This window comes from Paraburkholderia sp. NMBU_R16 (assembly GCF_013282575.1).
Taxonomy (GTDB): Bacteria; Pseudomonadota; Gammaproteobacteria; order Burkholderiales; family Burkholderiaceae; genus Trinickia.
On the sequence record NZ_JAAAYE010000025.1, the window covers coordinates 14829 to 31610 of the forward strand.

At 65.3% G+C, this 16782-nt stretch carries 17 protein-coding genes; 10 read left to right on the forward strand and 7 right to left on the reverse strand.

The annotated features are described in order from the left end of the window. Positions 1-24 precede the first annotated feature (24 nt). Both GWC77_RS14590 and GWC77_RS14595 read right to left on the reverse strand, forming a co-directional pair. On the reverse strand, positions 25-1050 hold the full coding sequence (locus GWC77_RS14590) for a 2-dehydro-3-deoxygalactonokinase (protein ID WP_173257921.1): 1026 nt from the start codon (positions 1048-1050) through the stop codon (positions 25-27). Then, the gene (locus GWC77_RS14595) at positions 1047-1991 is read right to left on the reverse strand and encodes an IclR family transcriptional regulator (RefSeq protein ID WP_254366969.1); all 945 of its coding nucleotides are present in this window, start codon (positions 1989-1991) and stop codon (positions 1047-1049) included. Before GWC77_RS14595 ends, GWC77_RS14590 begins: the two co-directional genes overlap by 4 nt. 224 nt (positions 1992-2215) lie before the next feature. Here GWC77_RS14595 and GWC77_RS14600 point away from each other — a divergent pair, with 224 nt between their 5' ends. Next, a complete protein-coding gene (locus tag GWC77_RS14600; RefSeq protein WP_173257923.1) occupies positions 2216-2734 on the forward strand; it encodes a cupin domain-containing protein in 519 nt (172 codons plus the stop codon). A 37-nt stretch (positions 2735-2771) separates the two neighbouring features. On the opposite strand, the gene mtgA is transcribed toward GWC77_RS14600, so the two are convergent. The 5 genes from mtgA to mpl form a co-directional block, all read right to left on the reverse strand. After that, on the reverse strand, positions 2772-3488 hold the full coding sequence (mtgA, locus tag GWC77_RS14605; protein WP_173257925.1) for a monofunctional biosynthetic peptidoglycan transglycosylase: 717 nt from the start codon (positions 3486-3488) through the stop codon (positions 2772-2774). Further along, positions 3485-4372, reverse strand: coding sequence for a shikimate dehydrogenase (aroE, locus tag GWC77_RS14610; RefSeq protein WP_173257927.1), 888 nt, complete (start codon positions 4370-4372; stop codon positions 3485-3487). Before aroE ends, mtgA begins: the two co-directional genes overlap by 4 nt. Positions 4373-4377: 5 nt before the next feature. Further along, the gene (locus GWC77_RS14615; protein WP_173257928.1) at positions 4378-6564 is read right to left on the reverse strand and encodes an RNB domain-containing ribonuclease; all 2187 of its coding nucleotides are present in this window, start codon (positions 6562-6564) and stop codon (positions 4378-4380) included. Positions 6565-6765: 201 nt separating this feature from the next. After that, positions 6766-7344, reverse strand: a complete 579-nt coding sequence (locus tag GWC77_RS14620; RefSeq protein ID WP_173257930.1) for a YqiA/YcfP family alpha/beta fold hydrolase — start codon at positions 7342-7344, stop codon at positions 6766-6768. Further along, positions 7341-8750 (reverse strand): UDP-N-acetylmuramate:L-alanyl-gamma-D-glutamyl-meso-diaminopimelate ligase, encoded by a 1410-nt coding sequence (mpl, locus tag GWC77_RS14625; protein WP_173257932.1) that lies wholly within the window; start codon positions 8748-8750, stop codon positions 7341-7343. Before mpl ends, GWC77_RS14620 begins: the two co-directional genes overlap by 4 nt. A gap of 194 nt (positions 8751-8944) precedes the next feature. On the opposite strand from mpl, the gene GWC77_RS14630 reads away from it, so the two are divergent. The 9 genes from GWC77_RS14630 to GWC77_RS14670 all read left to right on the forward strand — a co-directional run bounded on the left by GWC77_RS14630 (position 8945) and on the right by GWC77_RS14670 (position 16779). After that, positions 8945-9607 carry a UDP-N-acetylmuramate--alanine ligase gene (locus GWC77_RS14630; protein ID WP_173257933.1) on the forward strand — a complete coding sequence of 221 codons (663 nt, stop codon included), beginning with the start codon at positions 8945-8947 and terminating at the stop codon, positions 9605-9607. A gap of 21 nt (positions 9608-9628) precedes the next feature. Continuing rightward, a complete protein-coding gene (locus tag GWC77_RS14635; RefSeq protein WP_173257935.1) occupies positions 9629-10210 on the forward strand; it encodes a TlpA disulfide reductase family protein in 582 nt (193 codons plus the stop codon). Positions 10211-10405: 195 nt separating this feature from the next. Next, positions 10406-10858 carry a type II 3-dehydroquinate dehydratase gene (aroQ, locus tag GWC77_RS14640; RefSeq protein WP_173257937.1) on the forward strand — a complete coding sequence of 151 codons (453 nt, stop codon included), beginning with the start codon at positions 10406-10408 and terminating at the stop codon, positions 10856-10858. A gap of 68 nt (positions 10859-10926) precedes the next feature. Beyond that, positions 10927-11388 carry an acetyl-CoA carboxylase biotin carboxyl carrier protein gene (gene accB / locus GWC77_RS14645; RefSeq protein WP_173257939.1) on the forward strand — a complete coding sequence of 154 codons (462 nt, stop codon included), beginning with the start codon at positions 10927-10929 and terminating at the stop codon, positions 11386-11388. 123 nt (positions 11389-11511) lie between these two features. Beyond that, positions 11512-12879: an acetyl-CoA carboxylase biotin carboxylase subunit gene (gene accC / locus GWC77_RS14650; protein WP_173257941.1), complete on the forward strand. Its 1368-nt coding sequence runs from the start codon at positions 11512-11514 to the stop codon at positions 12877-12879. A gap of 32 nt (positions 12880-12911) precedes the next feature. Beyond that, on the forward strand, positions 12912-13832 hold the full coding sequence (gene prmA, locus GWC77_RS14655; protein WP_173257943.1) for a 50S ribosomal protein L11 methyltransferase: 921 nt from the start codon (positions 12912-12914) through the stop codon (positions 13830-13832). Positions 13833-13882: 50 nt separating this feature from the next. Then, entirely contained in the window at positions 13883-15145 is a 1263-nt protein-coding gene (locus GWC77_RS14660; RefSeq protein ID WP_173257945.1) for a DUF3426 domain-containing protein, read from the forward strand. Between the two features lie 87 nt (positions 15146-15232). Then, the gene (gene tpx, locus GWC77_RS14665; RefSeq protein ID WP_173257947.1) at positions 15233-15733 is read left to right on the forward strand and encodes a thiol peroxidase; all 501 of its coding nucleotides are present in this window, start codon (positions 15233-15235) and stop codon (positions 15731-15733) included. 107 nt (positions 15734-15840) lie between these two features. Then, a complete protein-coding gene (locus tag GWC77_RS14670) occupies positions 15841-16779 on the forward strand; it encodes a carbohydrate kinase family protein (RefSeq protein WP_173257949.1) in 939 nt (312 codons plus the stop codon). The last annotated feature ends 3 nt before the right edge of the window (positions 16780-16782 follow it).

Here is a 16782-nt window from a genome sequence, read left to right on the forward strand (position 1 = left end):
TCCGTCGATGTCGTGATGCGCCGCTCAGCGGCTCAGGTCCGTGGTGCCGACCGCGTTCGCGGCCGGGGCTGCCGCGCCGCCGACGAGCCCGGCTTGCACGGCGATGCGCCACAATCCGCGCTCGGCCGCGTGCTCGACGATCGCGGCATTCGCGCAGCCGAATTCCGCCAGCGCGAGCCGGTACCGCTCGCACAGTGCCGGCTCCCCGATCAGCCGCAGGGCCTCGTTCTCGAGCCCCTCGCCTCGCGAGGCCAGCACCGCCCGAAGGCCGGCCAGTTCGTGCCCGATCAGGAGCCCGGATAGATAGTCGGGCTGCTGGTCCGCTTGCAACTGCGCGGTGAGGCCCAGCGTTCGCGTGCTGAAAATCGTCGCCAGCAGCCCCGCATGATCGGCGTTCTTCGCCACCGTGACGCCGCGCAGGAATGCTTCCGTGTCGGGCTTGGCCGGCTGCGTCATCGTGCGGCCGAGAATCGTGTGATCGCGCAACGCGGCAAAGAGCTCGCCCGTCATGAAGGTGTGAAAGCCTTCGATGCGCTCGCCGCGCACTACGGCCCACTTCGCGTGCGTGCCCGGCAATCCGACGAGCGCCGCCGCGCCGTTTGCACCGAGCGCGGCATCGCTTGCCAGCGCACCGACGATCTGCGTCTCCTCTCCGCGCATGACGTTCGGCAGCTCGCCGCGCTCGATCACGCCCGGCACGATGTGAAGCATGACTCCGCGCGCCGTCGCGACGTCGACGATGCCCGCAACGAGTTCCCGCGCCGTGGCAGGCGTATCGACATACGGCGCCTCGCGCCAACCTTGAGCGCTGCCGACCATGCCCGCGGCGATTGCCGGCAGATCGGGGAACGCCTCGAACCACTCTGCTGCGACGGCTTCGAATGCGACGTCGAAGCCGCCGGGCCGCGGCAAGTTCATGATTCCGGCAGTCGATGCGCGCGTGGCCAGTACGTTGCCTTGCGCATCGAAAAGATAGGCGCGCAGCGACGTCGTGCCCCAATCGAGCCCGATCAGTGCCGGCCCGGCAAATGTCGAATGCGAGCCGGTCATCGTTTGATCCGCCGTGTTCCCTGTGGCGCGCGCCACCCGAGTTCCTCGGAGATTCCGCGTGCCTCGCGATGCACGAGCGGCACGAGCTCGTCCATGCGTTCGAGCGACATGTACGGAACCGTGCTGGCCACCGAGACCGCCGCGACGATCGCACCCGACGCATCGCGCACCGGTCCCGCCACGCAGCGGATCGACGTCTCGTTTTCTTCGAGATCGAATGTGAATCCGCCCGCTGCGTAGCGCACCATGCGGTGCAGGAAGAGCGGCTTGTCGGGCCGATTCTCGGGTTTGAACGTCACGCCCGCGAGCGCCCGGCGCGAGACGTCGAATAGCCGCTCCCACTCGTCCGGCTTCAAATCGAGCATCAGTGCCTTGCCGATCCCTGTCGACGCCAGCGGCATCCGGTGTCCGACGCGCGAACGCATTTCGAGTCCGCGTTGGCCGGAAATCTTGTCGATATAGAGAACGTCGTCGCCATCGCGGACACCGAGATGGATCGTATCGAGCGTGGCTTGCGCGAGCCGCTCGAGGTGCGGGCGCGCCACCGCGGTCAGCGGCATTTGCTCGAGCGCGATGGTGCCGAGCTCGATCAGCTTCGGTCCCAACAAATAGCCGGCGGGCGTCTGACGCAGATACCGCGCCTGCACGAGGCTGTTCAACAGACGATGCGTTGTACTGCGCGAGGTGCCGAGCACCGCGGCGAATGCACGCATGTCGTGCGCGCCCGCGGCTGCGGCTTCGAGAATCGCCAGACCGCGCAGCAGTGTCTGCGTGCCGGCCTGCTGGCTCGCGATGTCGAGCGGGGTACCCGAAAGGCTGATTTCGTCCGCACCCGCGCGCGCGGAAAGCGCGGCGGCCAAGGCTGCGTCGTCCGGCGCTTCCGGTATATCCGACGTATCCGGCCCGTCGGGCGTATGCGCCGCTTGTTCGGGGGGGTTCATCGCTGTCTCCCATGTCATTTCGTCGAGATTGTAGGCGGCTGCCTTCGACTGTTCAACATATGAGTTCAACGTCCATATATTGGGATTTCTAGCGCATCGCGTCATGCCGGCGATCGCGCACCCTGAACGCACGACAGGAGTAGATGAGCGCCGGCCGCCCGTACGGTGTTCTATATTGAGCAGCTTCTCTCTTCCCCTGGCCTGCCCCTATCGAGGACCATGAAATGAAACCGATCATCAATCTTGCCGACGTCGAACTCTCACCGCGGCCCGCCGCCTTCGCACCGCCAGAGTCGATGAACGACCGTTACGGCGAGGTACGGATCGGCCAGATCGGGCGCGCGATCGGTGCGCGCAAGCTGGGCTACAACCTGACGGCTGTGCCGCCCGGCAAGCGGGCGTTTCCGTGTCACAGCCATTCGGTCAACGAGGAAATGTTTTTCGTGCTGGAAGGTACGGGAGAAATACGGATCGGCGAGGCGCGCTATCCGATCCGCGCCGGCGATGTCATCGCGTGCCCGCCCGGCGGCGAAGATGCTGCCCATCAGATCGTGAACACCGGCGAGTCGGAATTGCGGTATCTGGCGGTGAGCACGATGAGTCTGCCCGAAGTGGTGGAGTATCCCGACTCGGGCAAATTCGGCCTGCTCGCCGAACTACCCGGCCGCGCTGGCGAGCCCTCCACCGTGTTCCGTTTCGTCTCGCGCAAGGAAGCCGGCGTCGGCTACTGGGAAGGCAATTGAGTAGCGGAGCAGCGAAGCCGCGAAGCCGCGCAACTCCTCAGCGCGGCACTTCAGCGGCCCCCATGCGCCGAGCGATGACCGCGGCCCGCTGCGCCAGATAGCCCGACGACCGATGTTCGTCGAAATACTTCGGCCGCGGGAGCATGACGGCGAGCCGCGCCGCCTGCCAGGCGGTCAGCCGATCCGCGGAAACGCGGTAGTAGTAGCGTGCGGCTGCCTGCGCGCCGTAGACGCCATTGCCCCATTCCACCGAGTTCAGATAGATCTCGAAGATGCGCTGCTTGTCCATCAGCGTTTCGAGCATCCAGGTAATGATGAATTCCTGCGCTTTACGCACGTAGCTCTTCTCGCGCGAGAGAAAGAGGTTGCGCGCGAGCTGCTGGGTGATCGTCGAACCGCCCGCGACGATCTTGCCGCGCGACTTGTTGCGCTCCCAAGCCTGCAGGATCGCATCCGTCTCGTAGCCGCTGTTATTGACGAAGTTGGCGTCTTCGGACGCAATGATGGCTCGCTTCAGATTGCGCGAAACCTTGTCGTAGGGAACCCATTCATGCGCAATCGACAAGTCGGGGCGGTCTGCGGCAAGACGCCACGCATCGGCGCGCATGAACGCGGTCGATCGCGGATTGACGAACGTCCACACGGCAATCTGCGCGAAGTAATAGGCCTGCGTCCCAAGCCACGCGGCAACGGCAACCGAAACCGCATAGACGGCCCAGCGGGCCGGGCCCGGCGAGCCGCCCCCGCGCTTCATGCGCGCGCGGCGGCGAGCGTTGCGCGCAACTCGGCCAGCACGGGTGCGCTCGCCGGCCGCACCGCGCGCCAGACGAAGAAGGACTCGGCCGCCTGCTCGACCAGCATGCCGAGACCGTCCGCCGCGCGCGCGCCGAGCGATTCGGCATGGCGCATGAAGACAGTCGGTTGCGTGCCGTACATCATGTCGTAGGCGAGTGTGCCGGCGCCGAAAACGCGCGCATCGCATTCGGGCAGCGCCGCGTCGAGGCTGCCCGCCGTAGCATTGACGACGATATCATACGCGCGCGGGGCAGCCGCCTGCGGGCCGCCGCCGCCGAGCGCGCAACCCGCATCGTTCGCGGCAGTACGGAATCGGTCGACGAGCGCATCGGCCTTCGCGGCCGTGCGATTGACGATCGTCAATTCAGCCGGCGAGCGCGCCAGTATCGGCAGAATGACGCCGCGCGCCGCGCCGCCCGCGCCGAGCAGCAGAATGCGCGCACCCGCAAGACGGACTCCAAGGTTCGACTCGATATCGCGCACGAGGCCCACGCCGTCGGTGTTGTCCCCGTACAGGCCGTCGCTGTCGACCCGCAGCGTATTGACCGCGCCAGCCGCCTGCGCACGCGCGGACAGCCGGTCGGCCAGCCCATGCGCTTCGAGCTTGAACGGCACCGTCACATTGAGGCCACGTCCCCCAGCGGCGATGAATGCACGTACCGTGTCGGCAAATCCCCCGATCGGCGCAAGCAGATGGCGATATTCGACGGGCTCTCCCGTCTGCCCGGCAAAACGCGCGTGAATGAACGGCGACTTGCTGTGCGCAACAGGATTGCCCACGACGGCGTAGAGTTCGCGCCCCTCCGTAGCCGGAGCGATCGCTGGGAGTTCGATCGGTTCCATCGTGCTCACTCGGTCAGGTGGCTCGTTCGGCTCGACGGGCCCATCGACTGCCCCGCGCCCGAAACACGCGCGCCATCCGCGGCGGAGTCACCGTCGCCGTCACCGCCAGCGTCCGGCTCGCCTCGCTGCTCGCTCTGTACGCCCGCATCGCCCGCGTCACCCTCATCGCCTTCGGCTCGCGCCTCTTCTTCGCTCACGGCCGAAGCGTCCGATGCATCCGCCGGATCGACGACCTCGTCGAGCTGCTCGTCCTCGCCCGCGTCGAGCTCATCGCCTGCGCCCGCCGCCAATCCAGGCGCGTCGAGCACACGAATCGGGCGCACCGATGCTTCGACCGTCAACTCGTCGACCGACATCACTTCGAGCACCACCCGCGTACCGCGCGCATGTACACCGAGACCGGGTACGTGTAACAGCAGCGGCACTTCCTCCAGACGCACCAGGTCCCCCTTCACGACCACGGCGACGACTTCACGCTTGCCCTCCTGCGTGATCCAGCGCAGACACCAGAAGTACTCCATGCGCCGCTGGTGGTCGGCATAGGCGGAATACGTATCGTCGAAGCCCTGCACGATTGCAAAAAGATCGGCGTCCTTCGGCTTGAACGGCGCGACGAGCTTGGCCGTCACGCCGTGCTGCACGCAGGCCAGCAATTGCCATTGGTTGACGAGATCCACATACCGGCGCAGCGGCGACGTGCTCCATGCGTATTGCGCGACGCCGAGCCCCTCGTGCGGCGCGGCGCTCGTCTGCATACGCGTGCGTTTCGGCCCCGCGGCGGCGAACGTGCGCTGCGTGCGATAGATGCCGGGCACGCCGTGATCGTGCAAGAACGCGCCCCAGGTCGAGTTCGCGAGGATCGCCAGCTCGGCGACGATGAGATCGAGCGGCGAGCCGCGCCGGCGGGGCGTAATCGTCACATGTTCGCCGTCGACATAGAAGTTGTAGTCGGTGTTGCCGGGCACTTCGCGTCGGAGCCCGTAGCTCGCGCGCGCAGCCTGACGTTTTTCGAAGAGCGCCTGCGCGAGCGGCCAGAGAATCGCGATGTCCTCTTTGTGCACATAGTCGCCTTCGCCTTGAGCAAGCGTCTCTTCCGTCACCTGTGCATCGAGCGTGTTGTGCCGCAGATTGCTTTTGACGAACACGCGTTCGGCGCGCGTCTCCGTCGCGACGATATCCTGCGTCGCGCGATCGACGATGACGTAAAGGGACAAGGCCGGGCGCAGCCCGCCCTCCTTGAGCGTAAAAACGTCGACGACCTCGTCGGGCAGCATCGTGATCTTGTCGCCCGGCATGTAGACCGTAGACAGGCGCGCGCGCGCGATGGCGTCCACCGCGTCGCCGCGTGTGATGCCAAGCGCGGGCGCCGCGATATGGATGCCCACGCGCACGCGCGCATCGGCGAGAATCTCGACGGAAAACGCGTCGTCGATTTCCGTCGTCGTAATGTCGTCGATAGAGAACGCCTCGACCTGAGCCGTCGGCAAGTCGTCGGGCACCGACCCGGGCACGACGCTCGGGAAGCCCGTTCCGTGCGGAAAATATTCGGACAGAAATCGCGCTTCGTGCAGCGCCCGCGCCGATGCGACGCCGCCGCACTCGAGCATGAGCCGCGCCTGGGACACTCCGCGTGCCGCGGCGGCCGCTTCGAGCGCCTTGTATTCGATCGAATTCTTGTCGGGTTTCGTCAGCAGCGCGAGCGCCTTGCCATTGAATGCCGCGGGCAGGCGCCCCGCCTTGAGCTCCTCCTCGTAGCCGGCTTGGACGAGTGCCTGCTGACGTTTGCGCTCGAGCGCGGCGAGCGCCATCTTCAGCTGCTCCTCGGGCGCGCGCTGATAGAGTCCGCGCCCCTTGCGGCGGAAATATACCGGCGCGCCCTGAAGGCGCAAAACGAGCGCAGCGCGCTCGACAGGTCCAGCCGACGCGCCGAAATATTCGTCGGCGAGCGCCGCGAAAGGAAATTCATCAGGCGGAGCGCATTCCCACAGGAAATCGAGATCGATCTGCTGGGCCGCTGTGTCCGCCTTCTGCAACAACTCGCCGGCCGCGGGCTCGCCGAACTCGATCAGCACATCCTTGGCGCGCACTTTCGTGCGCCGGCCGCCCGGCAGTTCGACTTGCAGCGCATCGCCTTGCCGCGACAGCACGCTGCCCGCCTTCAATCCGCCCGATTCCTCAAAAAAAACGTTCACTCGATATTCTCGCTGGAGACTTGTTTTCGGCAGCGAGCAGGCGTTACGCAAATCGCGCGCCCGCTGCGGTGTCAATTCATCGGATAGCGCCGGGTACAGGCGCTTGGGCCCCGTTTAGCCGATCGGCCCTGCGCCCGCGCCTCGCGGCCGCGCGCCCGGAGTTCTTCTCGAACTCGGCTTCGAGCTCGCCTCGAGCGCAGCTCAATCGTTGCGAGCCGGCGCGCCCCCGCACAAGGCAAGCACGTCGTCCGCATGATCCGCAAAATCGCTGATCGCATGGTCGCCGCCTTCGATCAGCTTCGTTCGGACGTCCGGATAGTGCGCAAGCATGTCTCGATAGTCGAGCACCTCGTCGCCCGTGGCGGCGATCAGATAATAGCGTTCCGGCCGCGTCACGGACGCCACCCCGATCATTCCGAGCTCCTCGAGATGGCGCGGCGTGACGACGATACTGCCGCCGCCATGCCAAAGCGGCTGCTCGCCGAGGTAAGACGAGAGATCGCGCTGCGGCAACACGGCCGGGTTCAGCAATACCGCGCGCCAGCCGTGCTTTTCGGCGAGGTACGTCGCATAGTAGCCGCCCAGCGAGCTGCCGATCAGCGTGACGTCCTGGGCGCCCGCGAGCGTCTTTTCGACGAGCGCGATCGCGTCCAGCGGCGATACGGGCAACATCGGACAGCGCCACTCGTCGGCACGGCCCAGCTCCGCCAGGCGGGCCGCCAAAAGACGCGCCTTGAACGAATTCGGCGAAGAACGAAAGCCGTGCAGATAAAGAATCACGTGGCGCTCCGCTCGCGCCCATTCGCGCGACGCCCGAGCGCGTCGAGCAGCTTTTGGTGCACGCCGCCGAATCCGCCGTTGCTCATGACGAGGATATGATCGCCCGGCCGCGCCGCTGCCGTGACCGCGGCGACGAGCGCATCGAGATCGTCGAAGGCCTGGGCCTTGGCGCCGAGCGGCGCGAGCGCGGCGGCGAGATCCCAGCCCAACGCATCGCGCCCGGTTGGCGCGCCGTAGCCGAACACCTGATCCGCATCGGCGAGACTGATCGGCAATTGCGCCTTCATGACGCCGAGCTTCATCGTGTTCGAGCGCGGCTCGAGCACCGCCAGGATGCGCGCATGCTGCTCGCCGATGCGGGTGCGCAAGCCCGCGATCGTCGTCTCGATCGCGGTGGGGTGATGCGCAAAGTCGTCGTAGACCGTCACGCCATCGACGCTGCCGCGCACCTCCATCCGCCTTTTGACGTTGCGAAACGCCGAAAGCGAGCGCGCAGCCTGAGCGGCCGGCACGCCCACGTGGCGCGCCGCCGCGATGGCCGCCAGCGCGTTCAGGCGATTATGTTCGCCTTGCACCTGCCATTGCACGACGCCTTCGCGCTCGCCCTGCCGGTAGACGGCGAAACACTCGTCGACCTCGACGCCTTCGGCCGCCGGCCGCGCAAGCCATCCGCCGTCGACACCGAAGCGCTCGACCTCGCTCCATACGCCGCGGGCCAGTACGCGCTCGAGTGCGGCGTCCCGGCCATTGACGATGAGACGTCCGACGCCCGGCACCGTGCGCACCAGATGGTGGAATTGCGTCTCGATAGCGGCGAGATCGGGAAAGATATCGGCGTGATCGTATTCGAGATTGTTGAGCACGGCCGTGCGCGGACGATAGTGGACGAACTTCGAGCGCTTGTCGAAGAAAGCCGTGTCGTACTCGTCGGCCTCGATCACAAAGAAGCTCGAATCGGTCAGTCGCGCGGAGACGCCGAAATTGAGCGGCACGCCGCCGATGAGAAAGCCCGGATTCAGTCCGGCATCCTCGAGCAGCCAGGCGAGCATCGAGCTCGTCGTGGTCTTGCCGTGCGTGCCGGCCACGGCCAACACCCACTTGCCGGCCAATACGTGCTCGCCGAGCCACTGCGGCCCCGACACATAGGGCAAGCCGCGATCGAGAATCGCTTCCATGAGCGGGTTGCCGCGCGTCACGACGTTGCCGATGACGAAAAGATCGGGGGCGAGATCGATCTGCTCGGCGCCATACCCTTCGACGAGCTCGATGCCCTGCGCCTGGAGCTGGGTGCTCATCGGCGGATAGACGCCGGCGTCGCATCCCGTGACCGTATGGCCCGCGGCGCGCGCCAGTACCGCGAGACCGCCCATGAACGTGCCGCAGATGCCGAGAATATGGATGTGCATAACGATAAGGTGCCGCCGAGCGCGGATATGTCGCAAAAAAAGGAGGAGCGGCCGCCGGGCATCGACGCGGCGACCCTGCTCGGGCGCCGCGGCTCGCTCGAGCGCATCTCGGAAAAGGCGGTTATTGTACCCGACGCCTCTCGTGCGGCGGCGCGCCGGACGGCCCTCGCGCGCCGATCGGGTATGATTGCCTGATGGTTCGCCGATTTCATGCAGACCCGCAGCGGGTGCGGGAAGAAATCGCGATCGCCGCGGCGCGGCTGATCGCGGAGGAAGGGCTCGACTACGCGAGCGCGAAGCGCAAAGCGGCGCGGCAGGTGCTCGGGCAAACGCGCGTGGCGGGCGAATGGTTGCCCGACAACGATCAGATCGAAGAGGAAATCCGCGAGTATCAGTCGATCTTCCAGTCCGAGAGTCAGCCGGCCGTGCTGCGCCATCTGCGCGAAGTCGCACTCGATTGGATGGAGCGGCTCGCGGCATTCAACCCTTACCTGACGGGCGCGGTGTTGAACGGCACGGCGGGCGAACACTCCGATATCCATTTGCAGGTGTTTTGCGACAATCCGAAGGAAGTCGCGATTCACCTGCTCAATGCGAACGTCCAGTATGACGTTTCGGAGACGCGCCATTTCGGCGGTCGCGGCAGCGTGGAGACGCTGAGTTTTCTCGCACGCGCTACGGCCCACGAGCCGCCGGTCGGGATGCACATCGCGCTTTACGACACCGACGACCTGCGCGGCGCCGTCCGTGCCGACGCGCGCGGGCGGGCGCCGCGCGCCAACGCGGAGGCCGTCCGGGCCCTGCTCGATGACGCAGACCGGGACCGGGACGCACCGCTGGGGCGCTCCGGCGATTGACCGAATTTGAGATCGAAGACGATGAAGAATCGACTTGCCGGCGCGGCGCTCGCACTGATCGCGCTCGCCGCCATCGGCCTCATGGCATCCCACGCATTACGCGGCGGTACTCCCAGGCCTGACGCATCGGCGCCTCAAGCGCTTGCCGCACAAGCCCGGACCGAGCCGGGGGAGGCGCAACCCGATGCCGTATCGCAACTCTTTGCCAGCGCGCTCACCGCACCCGACGGCACTCCAGGGAACCTGGCGCCGTTCAAGGGGAAGGTGCTCGTGGTTAATTTCTGGGCGTCCTGGTGCGCCCCTTGCGTCCGAGAGATGCCGGCGCTGTCAGGCCTCGCGCGCCAGTACGCTGGCAAGGGCGTGAAGTTCGTCGGCATCGGCGTGGATTCGCAGAAGAACATCCAGAGCTTCTTGCAGAAAGTCCCAGTGGACTACCCGGTCTTCGTCAGTGGATTCGGCGGCGCCGACATCGCGCGCCGCTTCGGCAACACAGCCGGCGGGCTTCCCTTTACGGTCGTAATTGATGCGAACGGCGCCGTACGTTCGACAAAACTAGGGGAAGTCACACCCACCGAGCTGCGCCGCGCGCTCGATGCAATATAATGCGACACCGCGCTTTCCGCGCAATTTGCGGGAAGTTCGGCGCATCGGCGCGCGCGTTGCCGGAATTTAGCGAAAACCGGCAACGCCTGGCCTGCCCGGCACCCCGGGCTTTTCCGCCGCCAAAACCGTTGTTGCTGGACAAGTTTCGCTAAACAGCGCTAAAGTTCGCGCAATTCCGCGGAAAGACAAGCGACCATGACACGACTGCTGGTACTGCACGGCCCCAATTTGAACCTGCTCGGCACGCGAGAGCCGGGCGTATACGGCAATGTGACGTTGCAGCAGATCGATGATGCGCTCGTCGAGCGGGCCAAGCTTGCCGGGGTCGAGCTCGCCACCTTCCAGAGCAATCACGAAGGACAGATCGTCGATCGCATTCATGCGGCGCGCGCGGAGGGCGTCGAATTCGTGCTCATCAACCCGGCCGCCTACACCCATACGAGCGTCGCGATCCGCGATGCGCTCAAGGGCGTCGATATTCCATTCGTCGAGATTCACCTCTCGAACGTACACCGGCGCGAGCCGTTCAGACATCACTCCTATTTTTCGGATGTGGCCGAAGGCGTCGTCTGCGGCTTCGGGTGGAAGGGATATCTGTACGCGCTCGAGTTCGCGCTCGACCGGCTCGCCGGCGGCCAGCGCAGCTGACTCTCAACAACACCAATTCGGCGCTGGCTGCGGGCCGGCGCCTCATGCAACAAACAAGGGGATTCCCTATGGATCTACGTAAGCTGAAAACTTTGATCGACCTCGTCTCCGAATCGGGCATCTCCGAGCTCGAAGTGACCGAAGGCGAGGGCAAAGTCCGCATCGTCAAGAATGCGCCGCCGGTTTACGTTCAGCCTTCCACCTCCTACAGCCCGCAAATGGCCGCGGCGCCGGCAGCCAGCGCCGCCGCCATCGAAGCCGCCGCCGCTCCCGCGCCGGTCGCCGCCCAACCGCAAGGCCACGTCGTCACGTCGCCGATGGTGGGCACGTTTTACCGGGCGCCTTCGCCGGGCGCTGCCGAGTTCGTCAAGATCGGCGATACCGTCAAAGAAGGCCAGACCCTTTGCATCATCGAAGCGATGAAGCTCATGAACGAGATCGAAAGCGACAAGGACGGCATCGTCAAGGAAGTCCTCGTCGAAAACGGGCAGGCCGTCGAATACGGCCAACCGCTCTTCGTGATCGGCTGAAACCGGCAAGCCACGCGCGAGCCCACGCCCCGCCGGCTGACGTCGTGCGCCACGCTCGCCCCTGCGGCCGCCGCATTCCCCATGAGGCGCGCACGGCGCCCATTGAAGAGTCCAACCATCGCCATGTTTGAAAAAATTCTCATTGCCAATCGCGGCGAAATCGCTCTGCGCATCCAGCGCGCGTGCCGCGAACTGGGCATCAAGACGGTTGTCGCCTACTCCGAGGCGGACAGGGAAGCGAAGTACGTGAAGCTCGCCGACGAGGCCGTCTGCATCGGCCCCGCACCGTCGCCGCAGAGCTATCTGAATATGCCGGCACTCATCAGCGCGGCCGAGGTGACCGACGCAGAAGCCATCCACCCGGGGTACGGATTCCTGTCGGAGAACGCGGATTTCGCCGAGCGCGTCGAGCAATCGGGCTTCACTTTCATCGGCCCGCGCCCCGAAACGATCCGCATGATGGGCGACAAGGTCACCGCCAAACAAACGATGATCAAAACGGGGGTGCCCTGCGTGCCGGGATCGGAAGGCGCGCTGCCTGACGACCCGAAAGAGATCGTCAAGATCGCGCGCGCGGTCGGCTATCCCGTCATCATCAAGGCCGCGGGCGGCGGCGGCGGGCGCGGCATGCGCGTCGTGCACACCGAAGCCGCGCTGGTGAACGCAGTGAACACGACCCGCGAGGAAGCCGGCCGCGCGTTCGGCAACCCGCAGGTCTACATGGAGAAGTTTCTCGAGAATCCGCGTCACGTCGAAATCCAGGTGCTCGCCGATTCGTTCAGGAACGCCGTCTGGCTCGGCGAGCGCGACTGCTCCATGCAGCGCCGCCATCAAAAAGTGATCGAGGAAGCGCCGGCGCCGAACATCGCGCGCCGTCTCATCGATCGGATCGGCGATCGCTGCGCCGACGCCTGCAAAAAGATGGGCTATCTGGGCGCCGGTACGTTCGAGTTCCTTTATGAGAACGGCGAGTTTTACTTCATTGAAATGAATACGCGCGTTCAGGTCGAGCATCCGGTGACGGAACTGATCACCGGGATCGATATCGTTCAGGAACAGATTCGCGTCGCCGCGGGCGAGAAGCTCGCGTTCCGCCAGCGCGACATCGTGTTTCGCGGCCATGCGATCGAATGCCGGATCAATGCGGAAGACCCCTTCAAGTTCACGCCGTCGCCGGGCCGCATCACCTCGTGGCACGTGCCCGGCGGGCCGGGCATTCGCGTCGATTCGCATGCCTACAATGGCTATTTCGTTCCACCGAACTATGATTCGATGATCGGCAAGCTGATCGCCTATGGCGCAACCCGCGAGCAGGCCATTCGCCGCATGCGCATCGCGCTGTCGGAGATGGTCGTCGAGGGCATTCAGACGAATATTCCGCTGCATCGCGAACTGATGTTCGACCGCGGCTTCGTCGAAGGCGGCACGAGCATCCATTATCTCGAACACCGCCTCGCGGAAAAGCAGCAGGCTGCGCCGGAAGAAGCGTGAGAGGCGACGCCCTCATCGGGAATGATACTGAGATGAGCTACCGGGAACTGATCGTCGAGCTCGATCGCGCGCAAGCGGAGGCATACTCCGATGCGCTGATCGATTTCGGCGCGCTGTCGGTGTCGGTCGAAGACGCCCATGCCGATACGCCCGACGAGCAGCCGCTTTTCGGCGAACCGGGTCTCACCCCGCAGCGAACAGCGTGGCAGCGCTCACGCGTGATCGCGTTGCTTGCACCTGAACACGATCCAGCCGTGCTGGCTGCAGCCGCGGCGAATGCGCTCGCGCTGGCTACCGTGCCGCATTTCGATGTCCGTGAAGTCGAGGACCAGGATTGGGTACGGCTCACACAGTCGCAATTCGAACCGATCGCCATCGGCAAGCGCATCTGGGTCGTGCCGTCTTGGCACGCGGCGCCCGATCCGAACGCGCTGATACTCGAACTCGATCCCGGCCTTGCATTCGGCACGGGCAGCCACCCCACGACACGGCTTTGCATGGAATGGATCGAGCAATCGGTGACGCTCGGCCAGTCCTTGCTCGACTACGGTTGCGGCTCGGGTATTCTCGCGATCCTCGCCAAAAAATGCGGCGCGGATCCTGTCTTCGGCATCGATATCGATCCGCAAGCCGTCGAATCGGCGCGGGACAACAGCGCGCGCAATCGGGCCGATGTCACGTTCGCGTTGCCCGATGCCTGCCCCGCCCAAGCATTCGATATCGTCGTCGCGAATATTCTCTCCAACCCGCTCAAGCTGATGGCATCCATGCTTGCGTCGAAAGTCAAACCCGGTGGCCGGCTCGCGCTTTCGGGCGTGCTGGCGCGACAAGCCGATGAAGTCGCCGCCGCGTATGCGCCGTGGCTCGAACTCGGCGTCTGGCGCGAACTCGATGGCTGGGTTTGTCTGACGGGAACCCGCGACGTATCGGGGGTACGCCGGGAAAGTCTTTAGAATAGCGTATCGATCCACGCACCGGTCCTTGCGGCCGGCCACGATCCATTATGGTTCTTGCCACTCGCTGTCCCCACTGCGAAACGGTCTTCCGCGTACAGGACGCACAGCTCGCCCGCTCCCACGGACGCGTGCGTTGCGGGCATTGCCAGGAAGTATTCGACGCATCGCAGAACCTGCTCGGCCCCGCGGCCGGCTCAGAAACCACCGAGCACGCGCCCGCTGAGGCCATGCCCGAACGGCAATCGCAGGAGCCGCCGGCTGAGACGCCGGCTGCCGCCCAAGCAGCGCCCGCGCACGCCGCCGAACCCGAGGCCGGTTTCGAAGCGGCTGCCGTGGCACCCGAGATTCCATCGGCCGAGCCGCCGGCCGAAACGACGATCGAAGTCCCCACCGCACCGCACGCAGCTCACGAAACCCACGAAACGCCGGACCGTGGCCATCGAGTGAATTCCGTGCCACATGAGCTGCCGTTGGGCGAGCATCGTGAACCGACGCTCTCGCCTCTGTCCGAATCCTTTGCCGAGCCGCTGCATGAACCGCTGCCGGACGAAGCCGCGCCCGACGAGCCCCATCGGGAACCGCCGCATCGCGCCGGGACCGCATCGCCCAAGCCCCTGCCCGATGACGAGCCGCAATTCGCACCCCACGAGCCGGCCGTCCCGCGATGGGAGGCCGACCCGGAACCGCGCTTTCGCATCCCGCCGCATGCCGAGCCCGGGCCGCCGCACACCGCGTCCGCTGCCGAGGGCCTCGGGATACCGCCCGCGACGCCAGCCGGTGGAGGCCCGCATTTCCCCGTGACGCGGGAAAGGCGCGCGAATGCGCCGCGGCACTTGCTGCGCGGCGTCCTCGGTACGTTGCTCTCTCTCGCACTCGCGGTGCTGCTCGTCGCGCAACTTGCCTGGTGGCAACGCGAAACCGTGATGGTCTATTGGCCCGGATCGCAGCCGCTGTTCGTCCGCGTATGCGCGCAGTTCGGCTGCCTGATTTCGCCGCCGCGCGACATCGATGGCCTGCAAGTCGAGGCCTCCGACCTGCGTCAGATCGATGGCCCGCACAAACTCGAGTTGCGCGTGCCTTTGCGCAACCGTTACAGCGTCGCGCTAGCGTATCCGGCCATCGAGCTGACGCTCTTCGACGCGAAGAACGAGGTCGCGATTCGGCGCGTATTGTGGCCGCAAGACTATCTGCCGCCCGGCACGACGCTCGCGAACGGCTTGCCGCCGCGCACCTCGCAAACGATGATCGTGCGGCTCGATAGCGGCAACGCCGTCGCCACGAACTTCCGCGTGCAGATTTTCTACCCGTAGTGGGACAACCGCGGGCCAGCCGGCGCGAGGCCGGTCGGCCCTTTAGTCGCAATCGCGATAACCCGAGTCGAATTTCCGGAGCACAACATGAGTCAAGTTACGCTGGGCGGCAACGCCATCGAAGTCGGCGGCACGTTTCCGTCGGTGGGCCAAAAGGCGCCCGAATTCTCGCTGGTCGGCAAGGACCTGAAGCCGGTCACGCTGGGCGATTTCGCCGGCAAGCGCAAAGTGCTGAACATCGTCCCGAGCCTCGACACGCCCACCTGCGCGACCTCCACCCGCAAGTTCAACGAAGCCGCGGCGAAGCTCGCCAATACTGCGGTGATCGTCGTGTCGGGCGATCTGCCATTCGCAGCAACGCGCTTTTGCACGACCGAAGGCATCGAGAATGTCGTCACCGCATCGACGTTCCGCTCGCCGGCGTTCGCACAGGCGTACGGGGTCGATATCAAGAGCGGACCGCTTGCCGGATTGACGGCGCGCGCGGTCGTCGTCATCGACGAGAACGACAAGGTCGTGCACGCGCAGCTGGTCGAGGAAATCAAGAACGAGCCGAACTACGACGCGGCCCTCGGTGCTTTGAAGTAACAGGCCCGTGCATTGATCGACGCAGCGCCGCGCAATAAAAGCGCGGCGCTTTGTCATGGTGCACTGCCGACAGACCCATCTTTTTGACCCGACGAGGAACTTCTGCCTTGGCTACGCTGATCTGCGGCTCGCTCGCCTACGACAACATCATGACTTTCCAGGGGCGATTTCGCGAGCACATCCTCCCCGAGCAGGTCCATATTCTAAACGTCAGCTTTCTCGTGCCCACGATGCGCCGGGAATTCGGCGGCTGCGCCGGCAATATCGCCTATGCGCTCAATCTCCTGGGCGGTGACGCCCGCATCATGGCGACGCTCGGCGCAATGGATGCGCAACCGTATCTCGATCGCTTCGCGAGCCTCGGCCTTGCAACGGATCATGTCCGTATCGTGCCGGACGCCTACTGCGCGCAGGCGATGATTACGACGGACCTGGACAACAACCAGATCACCGCGTTTCATCCGGGCGCGATGATGCAATCGCACCTGAATCGCGCCGACGAAGCGCCCGGCGTCCGCCTTGCGATCGTCGCACCGGACGGCTTCGAGGGGATGGTCCAGCACACGGAGAAACTGGCGGCCGCCGGCATCCCGTTCATCTTCGACCCAGGTCAGGGGCTGCCGCTCTTCACGGGCGACGCACTGCGGCGCGCCATTGAACTCGCGACATACGTCGCAGTCAATGACTACGAAGCCAAACTCGTCTGCAACAAGACGGGCTGGACGCTCGACGACATTGCCAGCCGCGTTGATGCGCTCATCGTGACCTACGGTGAAAACGGCGCGCACATCCATCATTCCGGAACCTGTGAAACCATTCCGGTCGTCGCGGCGGCACGCGTCGTCGATCCGACCGGCTGCGGGGATGCGTTTCGCGGCGGCTTGCTATACGGCATCGAACGTGGCTTCGATTGGGCCACGACGGGCCGCTTGGCAAGTCTCATGGGCTCGCTCAAAATTGAACATTCGGGCCCGCAAACCTACGCGCCATCGCGCGATGAGATCGGTGAGCGGTTCGAGCAGGCGTTCGGTTACCGCCTGCCGTAATAC